This window comes from Mycobacterium shimoidei, from assembly GCF_900417275.1.
GTDB classification, from domain to species: Bacteria; Actinomycetota; Actinomycetes; order Mycobacteriales; family Mycobacteriaceae; genus Mycobacterium; species Mycobacterium shimoidei.
Genome location: NZ_UEGW01000001.1, coordinates 1,204,772 through 1,222,214 on the forward strand (window position 1 = coordinate 1,204,772; position 17,443 = coordinate 1,222,214).

The 17,443-nt window shown below is 67.8% G+C and carries 23 protein-coding genes; 7 read left to right on the forward strand and 16 right to left on the reverse strand.

The features are described from left to right. The first annotated feature begins 1 nt into the window (after position 1). Complete coding sequence (locus MSP7336_RS05835; RefSeq protein WP_113963258.1) at positions 2-709, forward strand: hypothetical protein; 708 nt, start codon at positions 2-4, stop codon at positions 707-709. Between the two features lie 10 nt (positions 710-719). On the opposite strand, the gene dinB is transcribed toward MSP7336_RS05835, so the two are convergent. Beyond that, entirely contained in the window at positions 720-1,940 is a 1,221-nt protein-coding gene (gene dinB, locus MSP7336_RS05840; protein ID WP_113963259.1) for a DNA polymerase IV, read from the reverse strand. Positions 1,941-1,964: 24 nt separating this feature from the next. Next, the gene (locus tag MSP7336_RS05845) at positions 1,965-2,606 is read right to left on the reverse strand and encodes a TetR/AcrR family transcriptional regulator (protein WP_069394005.1); all 642 of its coding nucleotides are present in this window, start codon (positions 2,604-2,606) and stop codon (positions 1,965-1,967) included. A 76-nt stretch (positions 2,607-2,682) separates the two neighbouring features. Here MSP7336_RS05845 and MSP7336_RS05850 point away from each other — a divergent pair, with 76 nt between their 5' ends. Beyond that, entirely contained in the window at positions 2,683-4,155 is a 1,473-nt protein-coding gene (locus tag MSP7336_RS05850; RefSeq protein WP_069394004.1) for a flavin-containing monooxygenase, read from the forward strand. Between the two features lie 46 nt (positions 4,156-4,201). Here MSP7336_RS05850 and rraA read toward each other — a convergent pair whose 3' ends face one another. The 5 genes from rraA to MSP7336_RS05875 form a co-directional block, all read right to left on the reverse strand. Further along, positions 4,202-4,687 (reverse strand): ribonuclease E activity regulator RraA, encoded by a 486-nt coding sequence (gene rraA / locus MSP7336_RS05855; RefSeq protein WP_113963260.1) that lies wholly within the window; start codon positions 4,685-4,687, stop codon positions 4,202-4,204. Positions 4,688-4,689: 2 nt separating this feature from the next. Then, on the reverse strand, positions 4,690-5,235 hold the full coding sequence (locus MSP7336_RS05860; RefSeq protein WP_113963261.1) for a hypothetical protein: 546 nt from the start codon (positions 5,233-5,235) through the stop codon (positions 4,690-4,692). An 89-nt stretch (positions 5,236-5,324) separates the two neighbouring features. Next, on the reverse strand, positions 5,325-5,837 hold the full coding sequence (locus MSP7336_RS05865; protein WP_113963262.1) for a copper resistance CopC family protein: 513 nt from the start codon (positions 5,835-5,837) through the stop codon (positions 5,325-5,327). Between the two features lie 2 nt (positions 5,838-5,839). Further along, on the reverse strand, positions 5,840-6,496 hold the full coding sequence (locus tag MSP7336_RS05870; RefSeq protein ID WP_069394001.1) for a DUF6474 family protein: 657 nt from the start codon (positions 6,494-6,496) through the stop codon (positions 5,840-5,842). Between the two features lie 97 nt (positions 6,497-6,593). Continuing rightward, positions 6,594-6,992 carry a secretion protein EspR gene (locus MSP7336_RS05875; protein ID WP_069394288.1) on the reverse strand — a complete coding sequence of 133 codons (399 nt, stop codon included), beginning with the start codon at positions 6,990-6,992 and terminating at the stop codon, positions 6,594-6,596. On the opposite strand from MSP7336_RS05875, the gene MSP7336_RS05880 reads away from it, so the two are divergent. Continuing rightward, positions 6,985-7,320, forward strand: coding sequence for a hypothetical protein (locus MSP7336_RS05880; RefSeq protein WP_142706741.1), 336 nt, complete (start codon positions 6,985-6,987; stop codon positions 7,318-7,320). The genes MSP7336_RS05875 and MSP7336_RS05880 overlap by 8 nt on opposite strands. A gap of 6 nt (positions 7,321-7,326) precedes the next feature. Here MSP7336_RS05880 and MSP7336_RS05885 read toward each other — a convergent pair whose 3' ends face one another. From MSP7336_RS05885 to MSP7336_RS23700, 4 genes are all read right to left on the reverse strand, one after another. Beyond that, positions 7,327-8,022 carry a TMEM165/GDT1 family protein gene (locus MSP7336_RS05885; protein ID WP_113963264.1) on the reverse strand — a complete coding sequence of 232 codons (696 nt, stop codon included), beginning with the start codon at positions 8,020-8,022 and terminating at the stop codon, positions 7,327-7,329. Between the two features lie 255 nt (positions 8,023-8,277). Then, positions 8,278-8,811 carry a peptidase gene (locus MSP7336_RS05890; RefSeq protein ID WP_069393998.1) on the reverse strand — a complete coding sequence of 178 codons (534 nt, stop codon included), beginning with the start codon at positions 8,809-8,811 and terminating at the stop codon, positions 8,278-8,280. A gap of 195 nt (positions 8,812-9,006) precedes the next feature. Further along, positions 9,007-9,630 carry a superoxide dismutase gene (locus MSP7336_RS05895; RefSeq protein ID WP_069393997.1) on the reverse strand — a complete coding sequence of 208 codons (624 nt, stop codon included), beginning with the start codon at positions 9,628-9,630 and terminating at the stop codon, positions 9,007-9,009. A gap of 154 nt (positions 9,631-9,784) precedes the next feature. After that, the gene (locus MSP7336_RS23700) at positions 9,785-9,943 is read right to left on the reverse strand and encodes a hypothetical protein (protein WP_181786585.1); all 159 of its coding nucleotides are present in this window, start codon (positions 9,941-9,943) and stop codon (positions 9,785-9,787) included. A 574-nt stretch (positions 9,944-10,517) separates the two neighbouring features. Between MSP7336_RS23700 and MSP7336_RS05900 the strand changes: the two genes are divergently transcribed. Further along, positions 10,518-11,543, forward strand: a complete 1,026-nt coding sequence (locus MSP7336_RS05900; RefSeq protein ID WP_113964787.1) for a DUF4328 domain-containing protein — start codon at positions 10,518-10,520, stop codon at positions 11,541-11,543. A 4-nt stretch (positions 11,544-11,547) separates the two neighbouring features. Beyond that, a complete protein-coding gene (locus tag MSP7336_RS05905) occupies positions 11,548-12,372 on the forward strand; it encodes a glycerophosphodiester phosphodiesterase (protein WP_069393995.1) in 825 nt (274 codons plus the stop codon). Here MSP7336_RS05905 and MSP7336_RS05910 read toward each other — a convergent pair. The 3 genes from MSP7336_RS05910 to MSP7336_RS05920 form a co-directional block, all read right to left on the reverse strand. Beyond that, complete coding sequence (locus MSP7336_RS05910) at positions 12,369-13,295, reverse strand: LCP family protein (protein ID WP_425325764.1); 927 nt, start codon at positions 13,293-13,295, stop codon at positions 12,369-12,371. The genes MSP7336_RS05905 and MSP7336_RS05910 overlap by 4 nt on opposite strands. 164 nt (positions 13,296-13,459) lie before the next feature. Further along, a complete protein-coding gene (locus tag MSP7336_RS05915; protein ID WP_113963265.1) occupies positions 13,460-14,221 on the reverse strand; it encodes a CPBP family intramembrane glutamic endopeptidase in 762 nt (253 codons plus the stop codon). Between the two features lie 33 nt (positions 14,222-14,254). Next, positions 14,255-15,046 (reverse strand): DUF2470 domain-containing protein, encoded by a 792-nt coding sequence (locus MSP7336_RS05920; RefSeq protein WP_113963266.1) that lies wholly within the window; start codon positions 15,044-15,046, stop codon positions 14,255-14,257. Positions 15,047-15,133: 87 nt separating this feature from the next. On the opposite strand from MSP7336_RS05920, the gene pheA reads away from it, so the two are divergent. Both pheA and MSP7336_RS05930 read left to right on the forward strand, forming a co-directional pair. Continuing rightward, positions 15,134-16,057: a prephenate dehydratase gene (gene pheA, locus MSP7336_RS05925; protein WP_069393992.1), complete on the forward strand. Its 924-nt coding sequence runs from the start codon at positions 15,134-15,136 to the stop codon at positions 16,055-16,057. Next, entirely contained in the window at positions 16,054-16,743 is a 690-nt protein-coding gene (locus tag MSP7336_RS05930; RefSeq protein WP_069393991.1) for a histidine phosphatase family protein, read from the forward strand. Before pheA ends, MSP7336_RS05930 begins: the two co-directional genes overlap by 4 nt. Positions 16,744-16,750: 7 nt before the next feature. Here MSP7336_RS05930 and MSP7336_RS05935 read toward each other — a convergent pair whose 3' ends face one another. After that, complete coding sequence (locus MSP7336_RS05935; protein ID WP_113963267.1) at positions 16,751-16,960, reverse strand: hypothetical protein; 210 nt, start codon at positions 16,958-16,960, stop codon at positions 16,751-16,753. Positions 16,961-17,026: 66 nt separating this feature from the next. Continuing rightward, on the reverse strand, positions 17,027-17,377 hold the full coding sequence (locus tag MSP7336_RS05940) for a metallopeptidase family protein (RefSeq protein WP_069393989.1): 351 nt from the start codon (positions 17,375-17,377) through the stop codon (positions 17,027-17,029). Positions 17,378-17,443: the final 66 nt, after the last annotated feature.

Here is a 17,443-nt window from a genome sequence, read left to right on the forward strand (position 1 = left end):
CGTGCGTCGCACAAGTGCACTGCTGAGTGTGCTGGCTTGCGTCATCAGCGCTGCCGTCGGGTGCGGGGGCAAGTCGGCGCCCGGCGCGGTGTCGACGTCCACGGCCGACGTGGTCCCGGCGACAACCACGATTCCGGCAGCGGCCTGGGCAGACCGAAACCGGCTGCCGCTGGCCGAGACTCAGCACTGGCCCAGCCTCGATACGGTGGCCCGACCGTTGAGCGACGGCACGTCCCGGATCTATCAGCTCTGCCAGACCGCCCCCGCCGACCAAGAGCGTTGGCAAGGCGATGACGCCGCGCGGGCGCGGGTGGACAACGGCGCTCAGGGCTGGTCACTGCAGCAGCAGATCATCCACTATCCGGGCGACACCTGGACCATGGGACAAGCCGCCGACGCGCTGTTCACCGCGCTGGAAAACGCGTTGTCCCACTGCGCCACAACAGCTCCCGGTGCGCAGGTGACCATCACGTCACCGGCGTCGCGCTGCGAGGATATTGCGCGGGGGAGATGTGTGCGGCTTGCGGCCACTATCGAGATCCCCGACAAGCAGACCTCCGCGCACGTGTATCTCTCGTCACCGGGCAGCTCGGTCAGCGAGTTGAGCCTGTGGTCGTCGGGCGCCTCGCATGTGGCGTGGTCAGCGCCGAGCGACCGCGAGGTGTTCGCCGCGATGAACCCACAGCTGTGCACCGTGTGGGAATGCTGATGGTGCCGGCTCAGTCCGGCAGGTGCGGCATCTGAAGGCCGAGATCCCGGGCAAGCAGAACCGCACGCGTCACGGCCGATCGGCCGTAGCGGCGGCGCACCCGGTCGACGGCCGCGTCGATCGCGGGCGGTTGCGTCTGCGCCGGGCCGAACGGCAGCATCAGCTGCTCGGTGCCGGCCTGGTCGATGTCGGCCACCGCGAAGCCGACCATGGTCAGTCCACGTTCGGCGATCAACGGCGCGGCCGACGCGAGCAGTCGGCGGGCGGTCGCGAGGACAACCGGTGTCGACGACGTCCCCCACGGCAGCGTATGTGATCGGCTCGCCCGGCTGAAGTCATCGAACCGCATGCGCAGCACCACGGTGCGTCCGGTTCGTCCTGCCGTCCGCATCCGCGTGGTGATCCGGTCGATCAGGGTGATCACCACCGCGTCGAGCTCCGCAGCCGACATCGTGTTGCCGGCGCGGCCGAGCGCCCGCTGGGCGCCGATGGAACGGCGCCGAACGCCCGGCGACACCCGGCGACGGTCGATGTTGCGCGACAGCGCATACAACTGGCGGCCCATCGCACCGCCGACCAGCGAGGCCAGCATCGATTCGCTGAGTTCGGCGACGTCCGCGACGGTTTCGATGCCGTGCGCGCGCAGCTTGGCGGCGGTGGCGGGACCCACGCCCCATAGCCGGTGCACCGGCAGCGGATGGAGGAACGCAAGCTCCTGGTCGGGCGGCACCAGCAACAACCCGTCCGGTTTGGCCTCACGGCTGGCCACCTTGGCCAAGAACTTTGTTCGGGCGATGCCGACGGTGATCGGCAGCCCCACCCGATCCCGCACGTCGGCGCGCAGCCGGGCCGCGATCTGCACCGGCGGCCCGCGGAGCCGGCGCAATCCACCGACGTCCAGGAACGCCTCATCCACCGAGATCGGCTCGACCAACGGGGTGGTGTCCCGGAACACTTCGAACACCGCCTCGCTGGCCGCGGTGTAGGCGCGCATCCGCGGTGGCACCACGACGGCGTGCGGGCACAGTTGCCGGGCCTGCCGGCCGGCCATTGCGGTGCGCACACCGTAGGCCTTGGCCTCGTAGCTGGCGGCCAGCACCACCCCGGCGCCGACGATGACGGGCCGGCCGCGCAGCGCCGGGTCATCCCGCTGCTCGACCGAGGCGTAGAAGGAGTCCAGGTCAGCGTGCAGGATGTCGGCGGTTTGCCGAGTCGAACACCGCACGAACATATGTTCGCATAGCGGTGCGACGCTTTAGCTGGCTTCGCCGTAGATGCTGGTCACCCAGATGTGGGTGAGGGTATCGACGACGTGGTCCTCGACGAGCGCGGGCGTCTCGGCGGACAGCGTGGCCATCATGGTGCGCTCGTTCATCTGGTTCAACGAGGTGGCGAGGTCTGTGGCCGGGATGGTGTCGGGCGCGGCGCCGCGCGCTCGTTCGGCGCTGATCATGGCCGCGGTCTGGTCGATCCACTTTTGCATGAAGCCCGACCACACCGCTCGAAACTCGGAGCTGGTGGCCAGCGCCTCGGTTCCCGCCCGGGCCATCGCACGGTGCGAGCTGAATGCCGTGAAAAACGCCTTGATGCCATTGCGCCACACCCGGCGCGGATCCTCCGGCAGGCGTTGTATCGCACCGTCGAACTCCGAATCGACCCGCGCGATCAGCGGTTCGAGCAGCGACAGCAGGACCGCCTCTTTGGACTTGAAATAGAAGTAGAACGTCGGCCGGGAAAGCCCAGCGCCTTTGGCGAGGTCGTCGACGGAAATGTCGGCGAAGGAGCGTTCGTCCAGCAGCCGCTCGGCGGTGGCGAGGATCGCCTGTTCGCGCTCGTCTCCCGAGGGACGCGAGGCGCGCCGGCCCCGGGAAGCGTGGGTAGGAACAGCGGCAGTCACGACGGTTACTTTACACGATGTCGAAAGATTCAACACTATGTTGACTGACTCGACACCGCGTTGATAACGTGGCGGCATGACTGAACACATTGACGTGGTCATCGTCGGAGCCGGCATCTCCGGCATCAGTGCGGCCTGGCATCTGCAAGACCGCTGCCCGAACAAGAGCTACGCCATTCTCGAGCGCCGCGACGATCTCGGCGGCACCTGGGATCTGTTCAAATACCCAGGCATCCGGTCCGACTCGGACATGTTCACGCTGGGTTTCCGGTTCAAGCCGTGGCGCTCGGCCAAATCGATCGCCGACGGCGCGTCGATCAAGGCCTACATCAAGGAGGCCGCGGAGGAGAACGGCATCGACCGCCACATCCGCTACCGCACCAAGGTGGTCGCCGCCGATTGGTCCGACGCCGAGAACCACTGGAAGCTCACCGTCGAGCGTGACGGCCAACAGAGTCAGATCAGTTGCACGTTCCTTTTCGCCTGCAGCGGCTACTACAACTACGACGAGGGCTATTTGCCGGCCTTCGAAGGCATGCAGGATTTCGAGGGCACGATCGTCCATCCGCAGCACTGGCCGGAAGATTTGGACTACGCGGGCAAGCGCGTTGTCGTGATCGGGTCCGGGGCGACGGCGGTGACTCTGATCCCGGCGTTGGTGAACTCCGGCGCCGGGCACGTGACCATGCTGCAGCGCTCACCGACCTACATCGGTTCGCTGCCCGAGGTCGATCCGATCGCCGAGCGCGCGAACCGGCTGCTTCCGGACAAAGCCGCGCATGTGGTGAACCGGTGGAAGGCCATCGCCTTCAGCACCATCCAGTACCAGCTTTCGCGGCGCTTCCCCAACTACATGCGCAAGACCCTGATGACGATGGCCAAGCGGCGGTTGCCGGAGGGCTACGACGTCGAGAAGCACTTCGGCCCGCGCTACAAGGTCTGGGACCAGCGATTGTGTCTGGCGCCCAACGGTGATCTGTTCCGCGCGATCCGCCACGGTCAGGCCGACGTCGTCACCGACACCATCGACCGGTTCACCAAGACCGGCATCCGGCTGACCTCAGGTGAGGAGTTGCACGCCGACATCATCATCACCGCAACGGGTTTGAACCTGCAACTGTTCGGTGGCGCGCAGATTCGGCGCAACGGCACGACGGTCGAACTTCGCGAAACCATGGCCTACAAGGGCATGATGCTGACCGGCATGCCGAACATGGCCTTCACCATCGGTTACACCAACGCGTCATGGACGCTCAAGGCCGACCTGGTGTCCGAGTTCGTCTGCCGTGTGCTCAATTACATGGACTCGCACGGCTACGACACCGTGGTCCCCGAACACCCCGGTGACGCGGTGGACGAGCGTCCGCTGATGGACTTCACCCCGGGATACGTGTTGCGGGCACTGGACTACCTGCCCAAAGCGGGCGCGGTGGCGCCCTGGCGGCTCAAGCAGAACTACCTGCTGGACCTGCGCCTGATCCGGCGTGGCCGGGTCGACGACAAGGCGCTGCACTTCAGCAAGCACGTGGCGGTCGCAAGCGCGGCGTAGCCGGGCGCGGCGGGCCGCCACCATAGGGCCGCGCGGCGGTGGCAGCCTAACGGTCCGCGGCGACGACGACGATGCCGTCGTCGTCGCTGTGGGCGATGTCGCCGGGTACGAAAGTGACACCGCCCAGGATGAGTTCGACGTCACGTTCGCCGGCACCGGTTTTCGTGCTCTTGCGGGGATTGGTGCCCAGCGCCTTGATGCCGATGTCGATGCGGCGTAGCGCCGCTGCGTCCCGAACAGCGCCATACACCACCAAGCCGGCCCAGCCGTTGGAGCGGGCCAGTTCGGCGATGACGTCACCGACCAGGGCGGCGTGCAGCGACCCCGCGCCGTCGACCACCAGCACCTTGCCTTCGCCCGGCTCCGAGAGCACCGACTTCAACAGCGCGTTGTCTTCGAAGCAACGCACGGTGCTGATCGGACCGGCGAATTGCGAGCGCGCACCGAACTGCCGGAATTGGACGTCGCAGCTGCGAACATCGGGCCCGATCTCGTCGACCAGGTCGGCGGTCGGCCGGAAAGTCACCGTCACAGTCAGCGGCCGCGCTGGCGCAGTTGTCGCGCCAGCAGCAACGCCAGCAGGCTGAGCGCGACGATCACCGCAACCGGCACTCCGAAGCGCTCGGCGGGTGACTCAGTCCCGCCGGCCACCGGGTTCTTGGCCGCGTCCACGGCTGACTTCGCTTGTGCCGCTGCCTCTTTCGCTCCGGCAGAGGGCTGGCCGTTGGTGGCGGCCTGCTTGGCGACACCGGGCGCGGCTTTCTTGGCAGGCGCCTTCTTGGCGGCCGTCTTTTTAGCCGGTGCCTTTTTGGCCGGTGCTTTATGGGCCTTCTTGGCGGCTTTGGCAGGTGCCTTCTTGGCGGCCTTCGCGGCCGTCTTTTTGGCCGGTGCTTTTTGGGCCTTCTTCGCCGGCTTCTCCGACTCCGCAGGCGGTGGCGGTGGTTGGTCGGCCGGCGGTGCCGGCGGCGCCGCGTTGTCCGCCGCGGGTGCGGGTGATGCGGGCGGGGTCGGTCCAGCGCCGGGGGCATGTTCAGGCGCGACGTCGGCTGGGTGGTCCGGTTGGTCCTGCGGGTCTGCCATGTCGGAGCTCCTTTGCAGTTTCTCGTCGCGGACGCCGGCGGATGAACCCCATCATGCCAGGGTGATCGGGCCACCCTTCTGGGCGATAGCTAAGACTGCTGGCGGACCGCCCAGAATGCCCCGGCGCCGACCAGCACCACCGCGCCGGCCACGAACGGCCAGATGGGCACGCCGTCGCCGCCGGCCCCACCGGTGTGGGCGCCGGGCCCGGGCTGACCGGTGCCGGGCACTGCGAGCTGAAACGACCACGAGCCCGTCACCACGTGCCCGTCCGCCGACGTGACGCGGTAGTTCACCGTGTAGGTGCCGGCCGGTCCCAGCGGCCGCAGTCCGACGCTGATAACTGCACCCGCAACCTGAGGTTTGCCCGACGACCAGAGATTGCCGTCCGGCCCGACGACGGTCATGGCCGCGAACGCGGGTTGCAGCGGCTCGTTGAACGTCGCGCTGACCTGTTCCGGGCCTTTCTCGACGACGGCGCCCTCCGCCGGCGTGGTTCCGACCCGCACGGCGTGCGCACCGACCGTCCCGGCGGTCGCCGTGCCGGCGCATGCCAACCCCAACAGCAGCAAACCCGTCGCCACCAGTCTGTGCAGCAGCATCGTCAGTCCAGCCCGAGCCGGGCCATCAGGTCGGCGTCGATCCCGTCGAGTTGCCTGGCGATCGCGGCGTGGGCGGCCCGGCGCCGCGGCGCGGGCATGTTTTCCGCCGCGGTGACTGCTGCCGACAAGTCGGTGAGCCGTTCGGAGATCGCCGCCACGAATTGCTTGGTCTCGGCGTCCTTGGGTTTTTTCTGCTGCACGGCCTGCAGCGACTGCTCGGCCCCGGCGATGCGCGCCGACAGCCGGCCGCCGTGGCCGGAGAATTGACCGATCTGGGCGAGCGGAACGCCGAGCTGGTCGGCGCGGCGTTGGTCCAGCAAGCCGCGCGCGGCCATCGCTGCCCGGTAGACCACCGGCACCACAATCGGCGCGAGAAGTCGTGACACCGTCAGCGCTCGGCGAATCCTGGTGGGAGACAACAGTTTGCCCTCGCGTGCTGCTTTGAGTTCAGCCTCGGCCGCTTTCAGGGCCGCCCGCTCGCTGTCTCGTTGAGCTTTCAGCTGCGCTTTGAGCGCTTTGGTTTCGGCACGCTGCGCGGCCTTGGCGCGACGGGCCTCATTCTTGGCGGCCAGCTTCGCCTCGAGCTTGGCGCGGGCCTTGATCGCACGGGCCTCGGCACGACGCGTCGCGCGGCTTTTTCGCTTGCGGAACAACCCCATCCCGGCCGCCTCTTCGGTATCTCGCTGACCATCGCGCTACATGTGCGCGATCAATGTGCCAACCCTAATCGGAACTCGGTGCCGTTCTTTCGTCAGGCTAGGCGTCCAGGTGTTCCTTGCGGCGCAGCTCCTCTACCCGCTCTAAGATGTCTTGCTGGGCTTCGGGTGACAAACCCTTGGCGCGCAACGCAATACGGCGAAGGTTCTCGTCGCGCATCGCGGCCATCCACGTCAGTTCCTTGTTCAGCTTCTCGTAGTACTCGTCGTCGGTGAAGTAGGCGGGCTTGATGCGGAAGAAATTCGCCAGCGCCGCCATGGTTGCTGCCGACGGGTTCGTGCGGTTGCCGGAGCGCAGCTGCGACAGGTAGGGAGCCGACATCGTGATGCCTTCCGCTTTGAGCGCCGCGATCACCTCAGCGGAGGTGTGCGGTCCCCGCCCCGGCGGGTAGACCGTTTCGAACAGGCGGTTCAGGCGGGCAGCGAACGTCGTGCTCATCAATATGACCTCCACCAGTTTTGGCAGGACGATAGGCTCCAGGCACGTATTTGCTGATCATCGTAGCGACAGTTATCGCGTCAACCAAGTGCAAACCCGGACGAAATTGGTACTGGCGTCCACAGTCGTCAAACGCAACATCTTCAACGCACGACGCGCGCGTCATGCAGCGTTTTTACAAGATGCACCAAGCGAATTGTGGCAGCGTCGGTCGCTGTCTGCGCAGCTGAATGCGGCGAGTGGCCTCCTCGGGCGCGACGAGCCGCCGCTGGGCAACAAACTGACGCCGGCGACGGCTCGATATGGCGCTTTGCTGTCCGGGCTGTAACGGGCCTTAGACGACGCCGTGCGAAGCCTGTGCGACGGCGGCTTCGGCGGGCGTGCGGCGGGTATACCGCACCACCGCGGCGACCGCCGCGCCCAGCGCCGTCGCCGCGACCGCGCCGACCGCGACCCACCGCAGGCCCAAGGCGCCGTCGAACAACATCCACAAACCGAACGACAGGAACAGCAGACTGGCCAGCACGTGCAGCAGGCCTTGGGGCAGTCGGCGATGCAGCAGAATTCCCACCGCGATGGCCAAGCCGTCCGCGACGATCATCGCCACGGTGGTGCCGATCCACACGCCGACCCAGTCCCGGTCGCTGGCCAGCGCGACCGTGGCCAGCGTCGTCTTGTCACCCAACTCGGCAAGCAGAAACGACGACACCACCGCGAGCAGCGCAAACCGTGGCTCTCGGACGGGCCGCACGTCGTCGTCTGCGCTGGTGCCCTCCCGCCAACTCCACACCGCGAAGACCAAGAACGCGATCGCGGCGGCGAAAGCCATCGGCTCGGCGGGCAGCGTCAGGCCCAGGAAGTGCCCGATAGCCACCGAAATCCCGTGCGCCACGCTGGCCGCGATGCCCACGCCGGTCAGCACCACCCACCACCGGTAGCGCAGGGCGTAGGTCATGGTGATCAGCTGCGACCGATCGCCGAGCTCGGCGAGAAACACCACCCCGAAACTCAGGAGCGCGGCTGAGAGCATGCTGGTGACCTTTCGACGCGTCGCCGACGAACGACCGCTCGTCGGACATCGGGTCGAAGGTCTCGCCCACCGTCCACGCCGGGATGGTTCGCGGGCCGGGCTGTTCGCCAGTATGTCGACCCGACGATTGAGGGCTACTCCCCTTCGAATTCCGCTTGCACAATCGACCCCAGGCTAGCGGTCACGTTCGCCAGGCACCAGCGTGCGCGACGATTTCGGCTAGCCGTATTTGTCGATTTGATTACCGCAAAAGCCTTATGCGGCAAGCAACATCGCGAGAATCGCAGTGTCCGGGTGCGAGATCGGGTCGACCCCGACCCGGCTCACCATCGAGGTGATGGTGCCATCGGCTTCTGCTTCCACCCAGGCGGCACGGTGCTCGAGGCCCAGATATGGCAGCCCGGGCAACAACACGCATCCTGATGCGGCACCAGTGCATTCGGGCAATGAGGGCGTCGTCTCCGAAGGCGGGTGCAGCATCAACAACGCGGGCGGTTGGCGTTCCGCGAAATAGCCTGGCGGAATTGCGGATTCGCCTACGACAGGTCCCTCGGCCAGGACCAGTCCGACGGTGCCTGGCTCGGGAGATTCCGGCAGCTCCTCGCGAGCGCCAAATACCGTTGTGGTGGAGAGCAGCCCGGGCAAGGAGGCCACCTTGACGGCGACCATCAGCAGCTGCGCCCACTCCTTGGTCGAATCAGGCCAACGGCCGGAGATGACGAATCCCTTCAAGGAGCCATGGGAATGGAAAGGGGCGACTTCGACAGCCCCGCTTGGCCCAACGTCCATATGACCCTCCGTACTGCTCGGGTCGGCCGTCCGGCAATATGCCGACGGGTCGATGGACTCAGGATGCGTCAGGCTGGGGATACCCGCAAGTGGACACGGCCAACCGGGCACGAACTGCAACAATGACAGGCTGCACGGTCCCCAAAAAATCGGGGCGCCGCGGCTTGCGCGACGCCCCGAGGCAAAGGTTGGAAGTCAGCCGGCGATGAGGCCCTTGGTCTTGGAAGTCGCCGCCGCGTAGCGGGATTGGACGTCCTCCCAGTTGACGACGTTCCAGAACGCCTTGGCGAAGTCGACCTTCACGTTCTTGTACTGCAAGTAGAAGGCGTGCTCCCACATGTCGAGCAGCAGCAGCGGAGTGATGCCGAGGGGGAAGTTGGACTGGTGGTCGTAGACCTGGAATATCAGCAGCTTCTCACCGAGATTGTCCCAGCCGAGGGCCGCCCAGCCGGACCCCTGCACAGTGGTCGCGGCCGCGTGGAACTGCGCGCGGAACTTGTCGAACGACCCGAACGCGTCGTCGATGGCGGCGGCGAGTTCGCCGGTTGGTTTGTCACCTCCGTTGGGGGACAGGTTCTTCCACCAGATCGTGTGGTTGACGTGGCCGGCAAGGTTGAACGCCAGGTTCTTTTCGTTCAACAAAACCGACGAGTGGTCGTCCTTGCTGCGCGCCTCCTCGAGCTTGGCGAGGGCGTCGTTGGCTCCCTTGACGTATGTGGCGTGGTGTTTGCTGTGGTGAAGCTCATTTATTTGCCCCGAGATGTGCGGCTCCAGCGCGCCGTAGTCCCAGTCCAAGTCCGGCAAAGTGTATTCAGCCACGAGACTCCTTCCATACGCGGTCGTTGACGACCTATCTTCTAGCACTCACGGGCAAGGGCTGCGCCGCGTGGTCACTTACCAGATCAACCCTGCTCCATGACTGCGCGCGCCGCAAGAACGTGCGCGGTGGGCGCGCACCCGGCGGGCGTCGAATTCAGACCAGAACGATGACGGCGAGCGCCGCCAGCAAAACCAAGGCGATCAGGCCGGCCCGCACCCCGGCGAGCAGGTAGGAGCGATTGCATATCGGGGAGGTGACGTACCACTGTGGCGACGACGGTGCCGACTGTGGCCCGAGCGGCTGCGTCGTCATCGGATGACCCCGGTCTGCATGTGCAATTCGCCCCCAGTGAGATGAGTCACAAACACCTTTGTGGTCGCGATCATAGCGCCATTCCAATCGGCGCGGAAATTGACTGGGTGTCGGGGCGCTGACCAGCACACAACCGCCCGGGTGCCGGCAGAACAGCTGCGCGCCGGGGGACCGCGTGTTTTGGCCCCGGGCCCGGCTTCGGCCCGGGGGCATCCCACTCGATGTCCCCCGATCGAGGGATGCTTAGCGCGGCGATGCGTTAGCTCAGACCCCCGCCAGCCTGTCGATCGTGGCCGTCGTTACCGCACTGTTATCCACAGTTACGGTGCCGTGATACGCGATGTTGCGGCGTCAGTGCCTCGCCCCCGCAAATGGCTATGTGGATAAACCTGTGGAAACTGTGGATAGCCGTTAGTAGCTGGCATCGCGAGGTGGCGGCCGGCTTCGCGCTTGTCGGCTTGCGATCGCCACTATCCTGGTCCGGTGATCCGCGTCAATGACGGGGGAGAGTGGCGTCAATGATCCACGTCGACGACGATGATGCCGGCGCAGCCGGGATCGAGGAGTGGCGTCAATGATCCAAGTGTGCTCCCAGTGCGGCACACGCTGGAACGTGCGTGACCGCCAGCGAGTGTGGTGTCCGCGCTGTCGCGGCACCCTGCTGGCCCCGTCGATGGAGATCCCGGCGCCTGATCCACGGTGGAATCAGCGTGCGGCCGCCCCCGCAGCCCGGCAGCGTTCAGCACCGCGTCTGCCACCGGGTTATCGGTGGATTGCCGTGCGTCCCGGCCCCCCACCACCGCCCCGACGTCGACGGCGCCCGCTGGGCCCCACCCCGCGATACGCCGTCATACCGCGATGGGGCCTGGCCGATCACGCCGGTCCGGTCGCGCCGGCGCCGCCGGCGACGGAAACTCCCCGGCCGTCGGTGCCGCGGGTACGCACAACCTTGTTCGCAACCCAGGTCGTGCTGGGCATCGCCACACTGGTGTACCTGGTCCGGTACCTGCTGCTGATCATCAACCGCAACACACTGCTCAATCCGTGGGTGGCCGGCGCGGCATTCTGGCTGGGCGTGTTGGTCGGCCTGGCCGCGATCGCCGCGGTGATCACGTGTGCGATCGCGCTGACCCAGTGGTTGATTGCCCGGAGGGCAGCCGCATTCGCGCATTACGGTTGGCCGGAGCCGCGGTCGGTCCGCGCGTTGTGGGCAGGCTGTCTGGTGCCGTTGGTGAACCTGGCCTGGGCGCCGGTTTACGTCATCGAGTTGGCCAACGTCGAAGAAGCCCTCCAACGGCTGCGCAAGCCGATCCTGGTCTGGTGGATTGTGTGGACCTTCAGCACCGCGGTGTCGGTCTTCGCTTGGTTCACCAGTCGGGCCCAAGACGCGCAGGGCATCGCCAACAACACCGTGACGATGATATTTGCCTACCTACTGGCGGCGGCCGGGGTCGCGACTGCCGGGCGGGTCTTCGAGGGGTTCGAGCGCAAACCGGTCGAACGGCCCGCCCGCCGCTGGGTGGTGGTCCCCGATGAGGGCGCCGCCGCGCCGGCATCCACCCCGGCAGTTGAGTTAAAGGGTGAGGACCCGGCAGCATAGTGGTATGACGCGGGCCGACGAGGTGCTCGCCCGGCACCCATTTGTGGTTGCGCACCGCGGCGCCTCGGCTGCTCGGCCGGAACACACCCTCGCCGCTTACGAACTCGCTCTCAAGGAAGGCGCCGACGGCGTCGAGTGCGATGTGCGCCTCACCCGCGACGGTCATCTGGTGTGTGTGCATGACCGCCGCCTGGACCGGACTTCGACCGGTGCCGGACTGGTCAGCACCATGACACTGGCGCAGCTGCGCGAACTGGAATACGGCTCGTGGCACGGCAGCTGGCGGCCCGACGGCGCCCACGGCGACAGCGGTCTGCTGACGCTCGACGCGCTGGTCGCGCTGGTCCTGGACTGGAACCGGCCGGTGAAGATTTTCATCGAAACCAAACACCCGGTGCGCTACGGCGCCCTGGTGGAAACCAAAGTCCTGGCGCTCCTGCAGCGCTTCGGCATTGCCACACCCGCGTCGGCGGACCTGTCGCGAGCAGTGGTCATGTCGTTTTCGGCGGCCGCGGTGTGGCGGGTGCGGCGGACCGCACCGCTGCTGCCCACCGTGCTGCTGGGCACGGCGGCCCGCTACCTGGCCAGCAGCGCGCCCACCGCTGTCGGCGCCACCGCGGTGGGGCTGTCGATCGCGGCCCTGCGCGAGCACCCCGAGCTCGTGGACCGCGCTGCGGCGAAGGGCCGGGCGTTGTACTGCTGGAACGTCGACCACTACGACGACGTCGCGTTCTGCCGTGAGGTCGGGGTGGCCTGGCTGGCCACCCGCCATCCCGGCCGGGTGAAGGCCTGGCTGGAGGACGGTTTGACGGGCGCGGGGATGGACTAAGCCGCCGGCGGCGGCTGGTCAGCGGCGAGCGCGTCGAACAACCGGGCGGCGGCGTCGTGATCCCACACCACCACCGACCCGGAGTCGCTTCCGCTGAATTCGCCGATCGGCACCGTCAGCGCCGTCGTCGAACCGTGCAGCGACCAGCCCAGCCGGACCAGATCCCAGGCGTGGTCGCCGGCGTCGACGGTCAGCGCGTCGGCAACCGCACGCGGCACCGCGTACCAGCGCCACGGATTGAGCCACACGGCGGGGCTGGCCGCGCGGTGCAGCAGGGCAGACATGAACGCTCGCTGGTTGGCCATCCGGTCGAGGTCGGCGCGCGGGGTGGCCCGGCTGCGGACATAGCCGAGCGCGCTGCGGCCATCGAAGGACTGGCACCCGGCCGGCAGGTCGATCCCGGCCAGCGGATCCTGGATCGATGCGGTCGGGCAGGCGGTGACCCCGCCGAGCGCATCGACGACAGCGGCGAACCCGCTGAACCCGATCTCGACGTAGTGGTCGAGCCGCAACCCGGTGGCCTGCTCGACGGTCTGCGCCAGCAACCGCGCACCGCCCATGGTGAAGGCGGCGTTGATCTTGTCGCGGCCGTAGCCGGGGATCGGCACGTAGGAGTCGCGCGGGATGGACACCATCGTGGTCGGGGTGTCTGACCCGAACGCGGGCACGTGCACCAGCAGGATGGTGTCGGTGCGGCCGTCGCCGATGTCGGCGCCGGTGCTCAGCGTCTCTTGCTGTTGCGCCGTCAAGCCTTGGCGGCTGTCCGATCCCACCAGCAGCCAGGTGGTGCCGCGCCCGGCGGCCGGGCGCCCGGGGTAGTCGCTCAGTACCGGCTGGCGATGCAGGGCGGTGTCCATCCACAGCGTCCCGCCCAGGATGCCGGCGGTCATCAACAGCACGACGATCACCAGAGTCAGCGAAATCACCTGCCCCCACGCGCGTTTGCGACGCCGTCGGGGCTTGGACGGTCGGGCCGGCGGTTGGCGCACGACCGGCCGGGGCGCCGGCGGCTGGGGGCGTTGCCGGGGCGGGTCGGTGGGGCGGCGGATCACCGGCGAAGGCTCGCCGAACGAGAGGTCGTCGCTCATCAGCGCAGCCACCCGAGATGTCCGGCCAGCAGCGCGTAGCCGACGAACGTCACCGTGTCGATCAACCCGTGGGCGATCACCAGTGGCCACAGTCGGCCAGTGCGCTGCCAGGCATACCCGAACACCAACCCCATGATCAGATTGCCCAGCCCGGCGGCGAACCCCTGGTAGAGGTGGTAGGCACCGCGCAGCACGCTGGAGCAGGCCAGCGCCGCCCACCGGCCCATGTTCAGCTGCCGGAGCCGGGTGATCAGATAGCCGACCACGACGATCTCCTCGGCCCACCCGTCGGCGAACGCGGCGGCCACCAGCATCGGTATTCGCCACCAGGTGTCGCTGAGGCTGGATGGGATCACCGAGGCGTTGATCCCGAGCATCCGGCCGGCCAGGTACAGCCCCAGGCCGGGCACCCCGATGAGGGCGGCCAAGCCGGCGGCACCGCCGAGATCGGCGCGCCAGTTCAACCGCCCCAACCCGATTCGCGCCGGTGTTAGGCCACTGCGCCACAGCAGGTACAGACCCAGTGCGCCCCAGGCGATCAGTTGCGCAACGGAAGCCGCGTTGAGCCCCAGGTCGATCAGGTCGAAATACGAGCGCCGCGGATTCAGCGGGATCTTCTGGCGGCTCAGGTCGCGCAGCACCGAATCGGCGAGCTGCAGTACGGCGCTGACGGCGCTGAGACCGAACGTGACGCCCAGTACGACAACGATCTCGATGCGCAGCTCACGTCGCTGCAACACCGCAGTCTCAGGCGAAGTCACCTCGACACGGTAACCGCCCGGGGCGGCGACCGATCAGGACTGCGGCCGCCATAGGCCGGTGACAGCACGGGTGAACGGGCAACCCATCAGCACCCGAATGGCCCGACTGAGGCCGGCCACGTCGTCGACCGGCTCCCGGAACGGCAGCCGGACGTCACGGTCACCGTCGGCGGCTTCGATACGCAGCCGCACGCCGTATCGGTCAAGTCCCAGCGGGCGTACGTCGCCGCGCCGCAGCCGCGTCGGCAGCTGCGACGCCAGTCTGGCGACGACGTCGCGATGCGCGGTGTCCAGGTGCTTGATCCAGCACGACTCGAGCGTGCAGAACGGGTCGGGCTGCGCCTCCAGCAGCGCCGCGACTGAAACGGTCTCGGCGCCGCTGGCATCGGTGACCACCACCGACTCGATCTCCAGCCGCAGCAGCATATAGCGCGGGTCGCCCTCGATGGCCGGGCCGGACGTCGCCGTCTGCACTTGCAGCAGAGCAGGATTCGGGTTTTCGCTGGCGATCAGGTCGAGCATGTCGCGCACCGCCCGCAACGGCACCTGCTGCAATCGGCCGCGGATCCACACCAGCGCGCGCACCGGCTCCCGCAGCGGCAGCGGCGCGTAGTCGGCCAGCTCCAGCACGGCCTGTGCCCCCGCGAGGCGCACGGTGGGATCAAGCGGAACCGCGACGGCGAATGAGCCATCGCCGAGCAGGTGGTACAGCGGCGTGGAGACCGGCTCGGCGCCCTCCACCGCGAGTAGCGCGCCGTTGGCCCGCAGGCAGGTGCTGCGGATTCGCTCTGCGGTCGTGGGGGCGGCGCGTTGGGCGACGGGCATCGATCACCTTTCGTCAAGTGAGGCAAGCCTAACTTAACTAAGTCGGATTGACCGGCGCAAGACCTAGCACCCGATAGGGTTTAAATCGTGGCTCGCATCGCGTATCTCGGTCCGGAAGGGACATTTACCGAGGCGGCGCTGCTTCGGATGGTCGACACCGGCCTGCTGCCCGAGCCTCGGTCGGACGACGTGACGCCGATCCCTGCCGACACCACCACGGCGGCACTGGACGCGGTCCGGGACGGCGGAGCCGACTATGCGTGCGTGCCGATCGAGAACTCGATCGACGGGTCGGTCACCCCCACTTTGGACAGCCTGGCGATCGGGTCGCCGGTGCAGGTGTTCGCGGAGATCACGCTGGACGTCGCGTTTTCCATCGTCGCCAAGCCCGGTCGGGGCCGCGACGAGGTGCACACCCTGGCCGCCTTCCCGGTTGCGGCCGCCCAGGTGCGGCGCTGGTTGGGCGAGAATATGCCAGGCGTAGAACTGCGCCCGGCGAACTCCAACGCCGAGGCGGCACAGCAAGTGGTGGATGGCACCGTGGACGCCGCGGTGAGCTCGCCGCTGGCCGCGGCCCATCGCGGGTTGGCGGCGCTGGCCGAGGGCGTCGTCGACGAACCCAACGCCTGCACGCGATTCGTTCTTGTCGGGCGCCCGGGCCCGCCCCCGCCGCGCACCGGTGCCGACCGGACCTCGGTGGTCTTGCGCATCGACAACACGCCGGGGGCGCTGGTGTCCGCGCTGTCCGAATTCGGGATGCGCGATATCGACCTGACCCGCATCGAATCCCGCCCCACCCGAACCGAACTGGGCACCTACATGTTCTTCCTGGATTGCGTCGGGCACATCGACGACGACGCGGTCGCCGAGGCACTCAAGGCGCTGCACCGCCGTTGCGCCGATGTGCGTTACTTGGGTTCCTGGCCGACGGGATCGGCCGCGGGCGCGCCGCCGCCCCAGCTGGACGAGGCAAACCGCTGGCTGGCCGGATTACAGGGTCGGCAACCATGAGCGGGCGCTTGATCCTGGTGCGCCACGGCCAGTCCTACGGCAACGTCGAGCGCCGGCTGGACACCCGACCGCCCGGCACCGAGCTGACGCCGCTGGGCCGCGACCAGGCGCGCACCTTCGCCCGCCACGGTGTGCGACGGCCCGGCCTGCTGATGCATTCGGTGGCGGTGCGGGCTGAGCAGACCGCCGCGGAAGTCGGCGCCCAGCTCGGAATATCCGGTCACGCCGTCGACGGCATCCACGAGGTTCAGGTCGGGGAGTTGGAGGACCGCAGCGACGACGACGCGGTCGCCGAATTCAACGCGATCTACAAACGCTGGCACCAGGGGGAGCGCCATGTGCCGTTGCCGGGCGGGGAGAGCGGCGAAGAGGTGCTCGACCGCTACGTGCCGGTGCTCACCGAACTGCGGATGCGCTACCTCGATTACGACAGCTGGCACAACGACATCGTCGTGGTCAGCCACGGCGCGGCGATCCGGCTGGCCGCGGCCGTCCTGGCCGGAGTCGACAGCAGCTTCGCATTGGACCATCACCTGGGCAACGCCGAGTCGGTGGTGCTGGTGCCGATCACCGACGGGCGGTGGAGCTGCGTGCAGTGGGGCGAGCAGTCCCCGCCGTTCTATCCGGAACCGAGCGCCACGCCGGTGGCCGACGCGGTGGAGTCGAGCACCGACCCGATGGGCTGACGCCCGCTCAGACGGCCAGCGCGATGGGCTCGGCGCATTGGCACCCGGCCACGTCGCAGTCGACGACGAACGCGTGCGCCATCAGCTCCGGGCCGGTGCAGCCGTCCTCGGTGCACTCCGCGCGGCGGGCCCAGTGGCGGATGAGGGTGCCGTGGCAATGCTCCAGACCTGCCCGACAATCGCGGCAGCCGGTGTCCCCCGTTTCCCCGGTTTCCATGGGCCCCGTTGTAGCACCGGGGCCCGACGAATCCGCGATGCCGCGCCGATAAAGCCCCGGATAACGCTAAGCCCAGCCCAATTCGTGCAGCCGGTCGTCGTCGATGCCGAAATGGTGGGCGATCTCGTGGATCACGGTGATCTTCACCTCCTCGACGACCTCGTCGTCGGAGTCGCAGATGTCCAGCAGCGCGTCGCGATAGATCGTGATGGTGTCCGGAAGCGATCCGCCGTAGTGGGAGTCGCGCTCGGTCAGCGCGACACCCTCATACAGCCCGAGCAGCTCGGCGTCTTCGGGATCGCGGTCGGCGACCAGGACCACGACGTTGTCCATGACGGCGGCCAGCTCGGGCGGGATCAGATCCAGCGCCTCGGAGACCAGCTCCTCGAACCGTTGCGGGTCCATCCGCACTGCCACCCGGCTAGCCTCCCGGTGGCGGGGCGGGCGGTGGTTCAGCCGGCGGCGGGGGCGTCCCTTATCCCC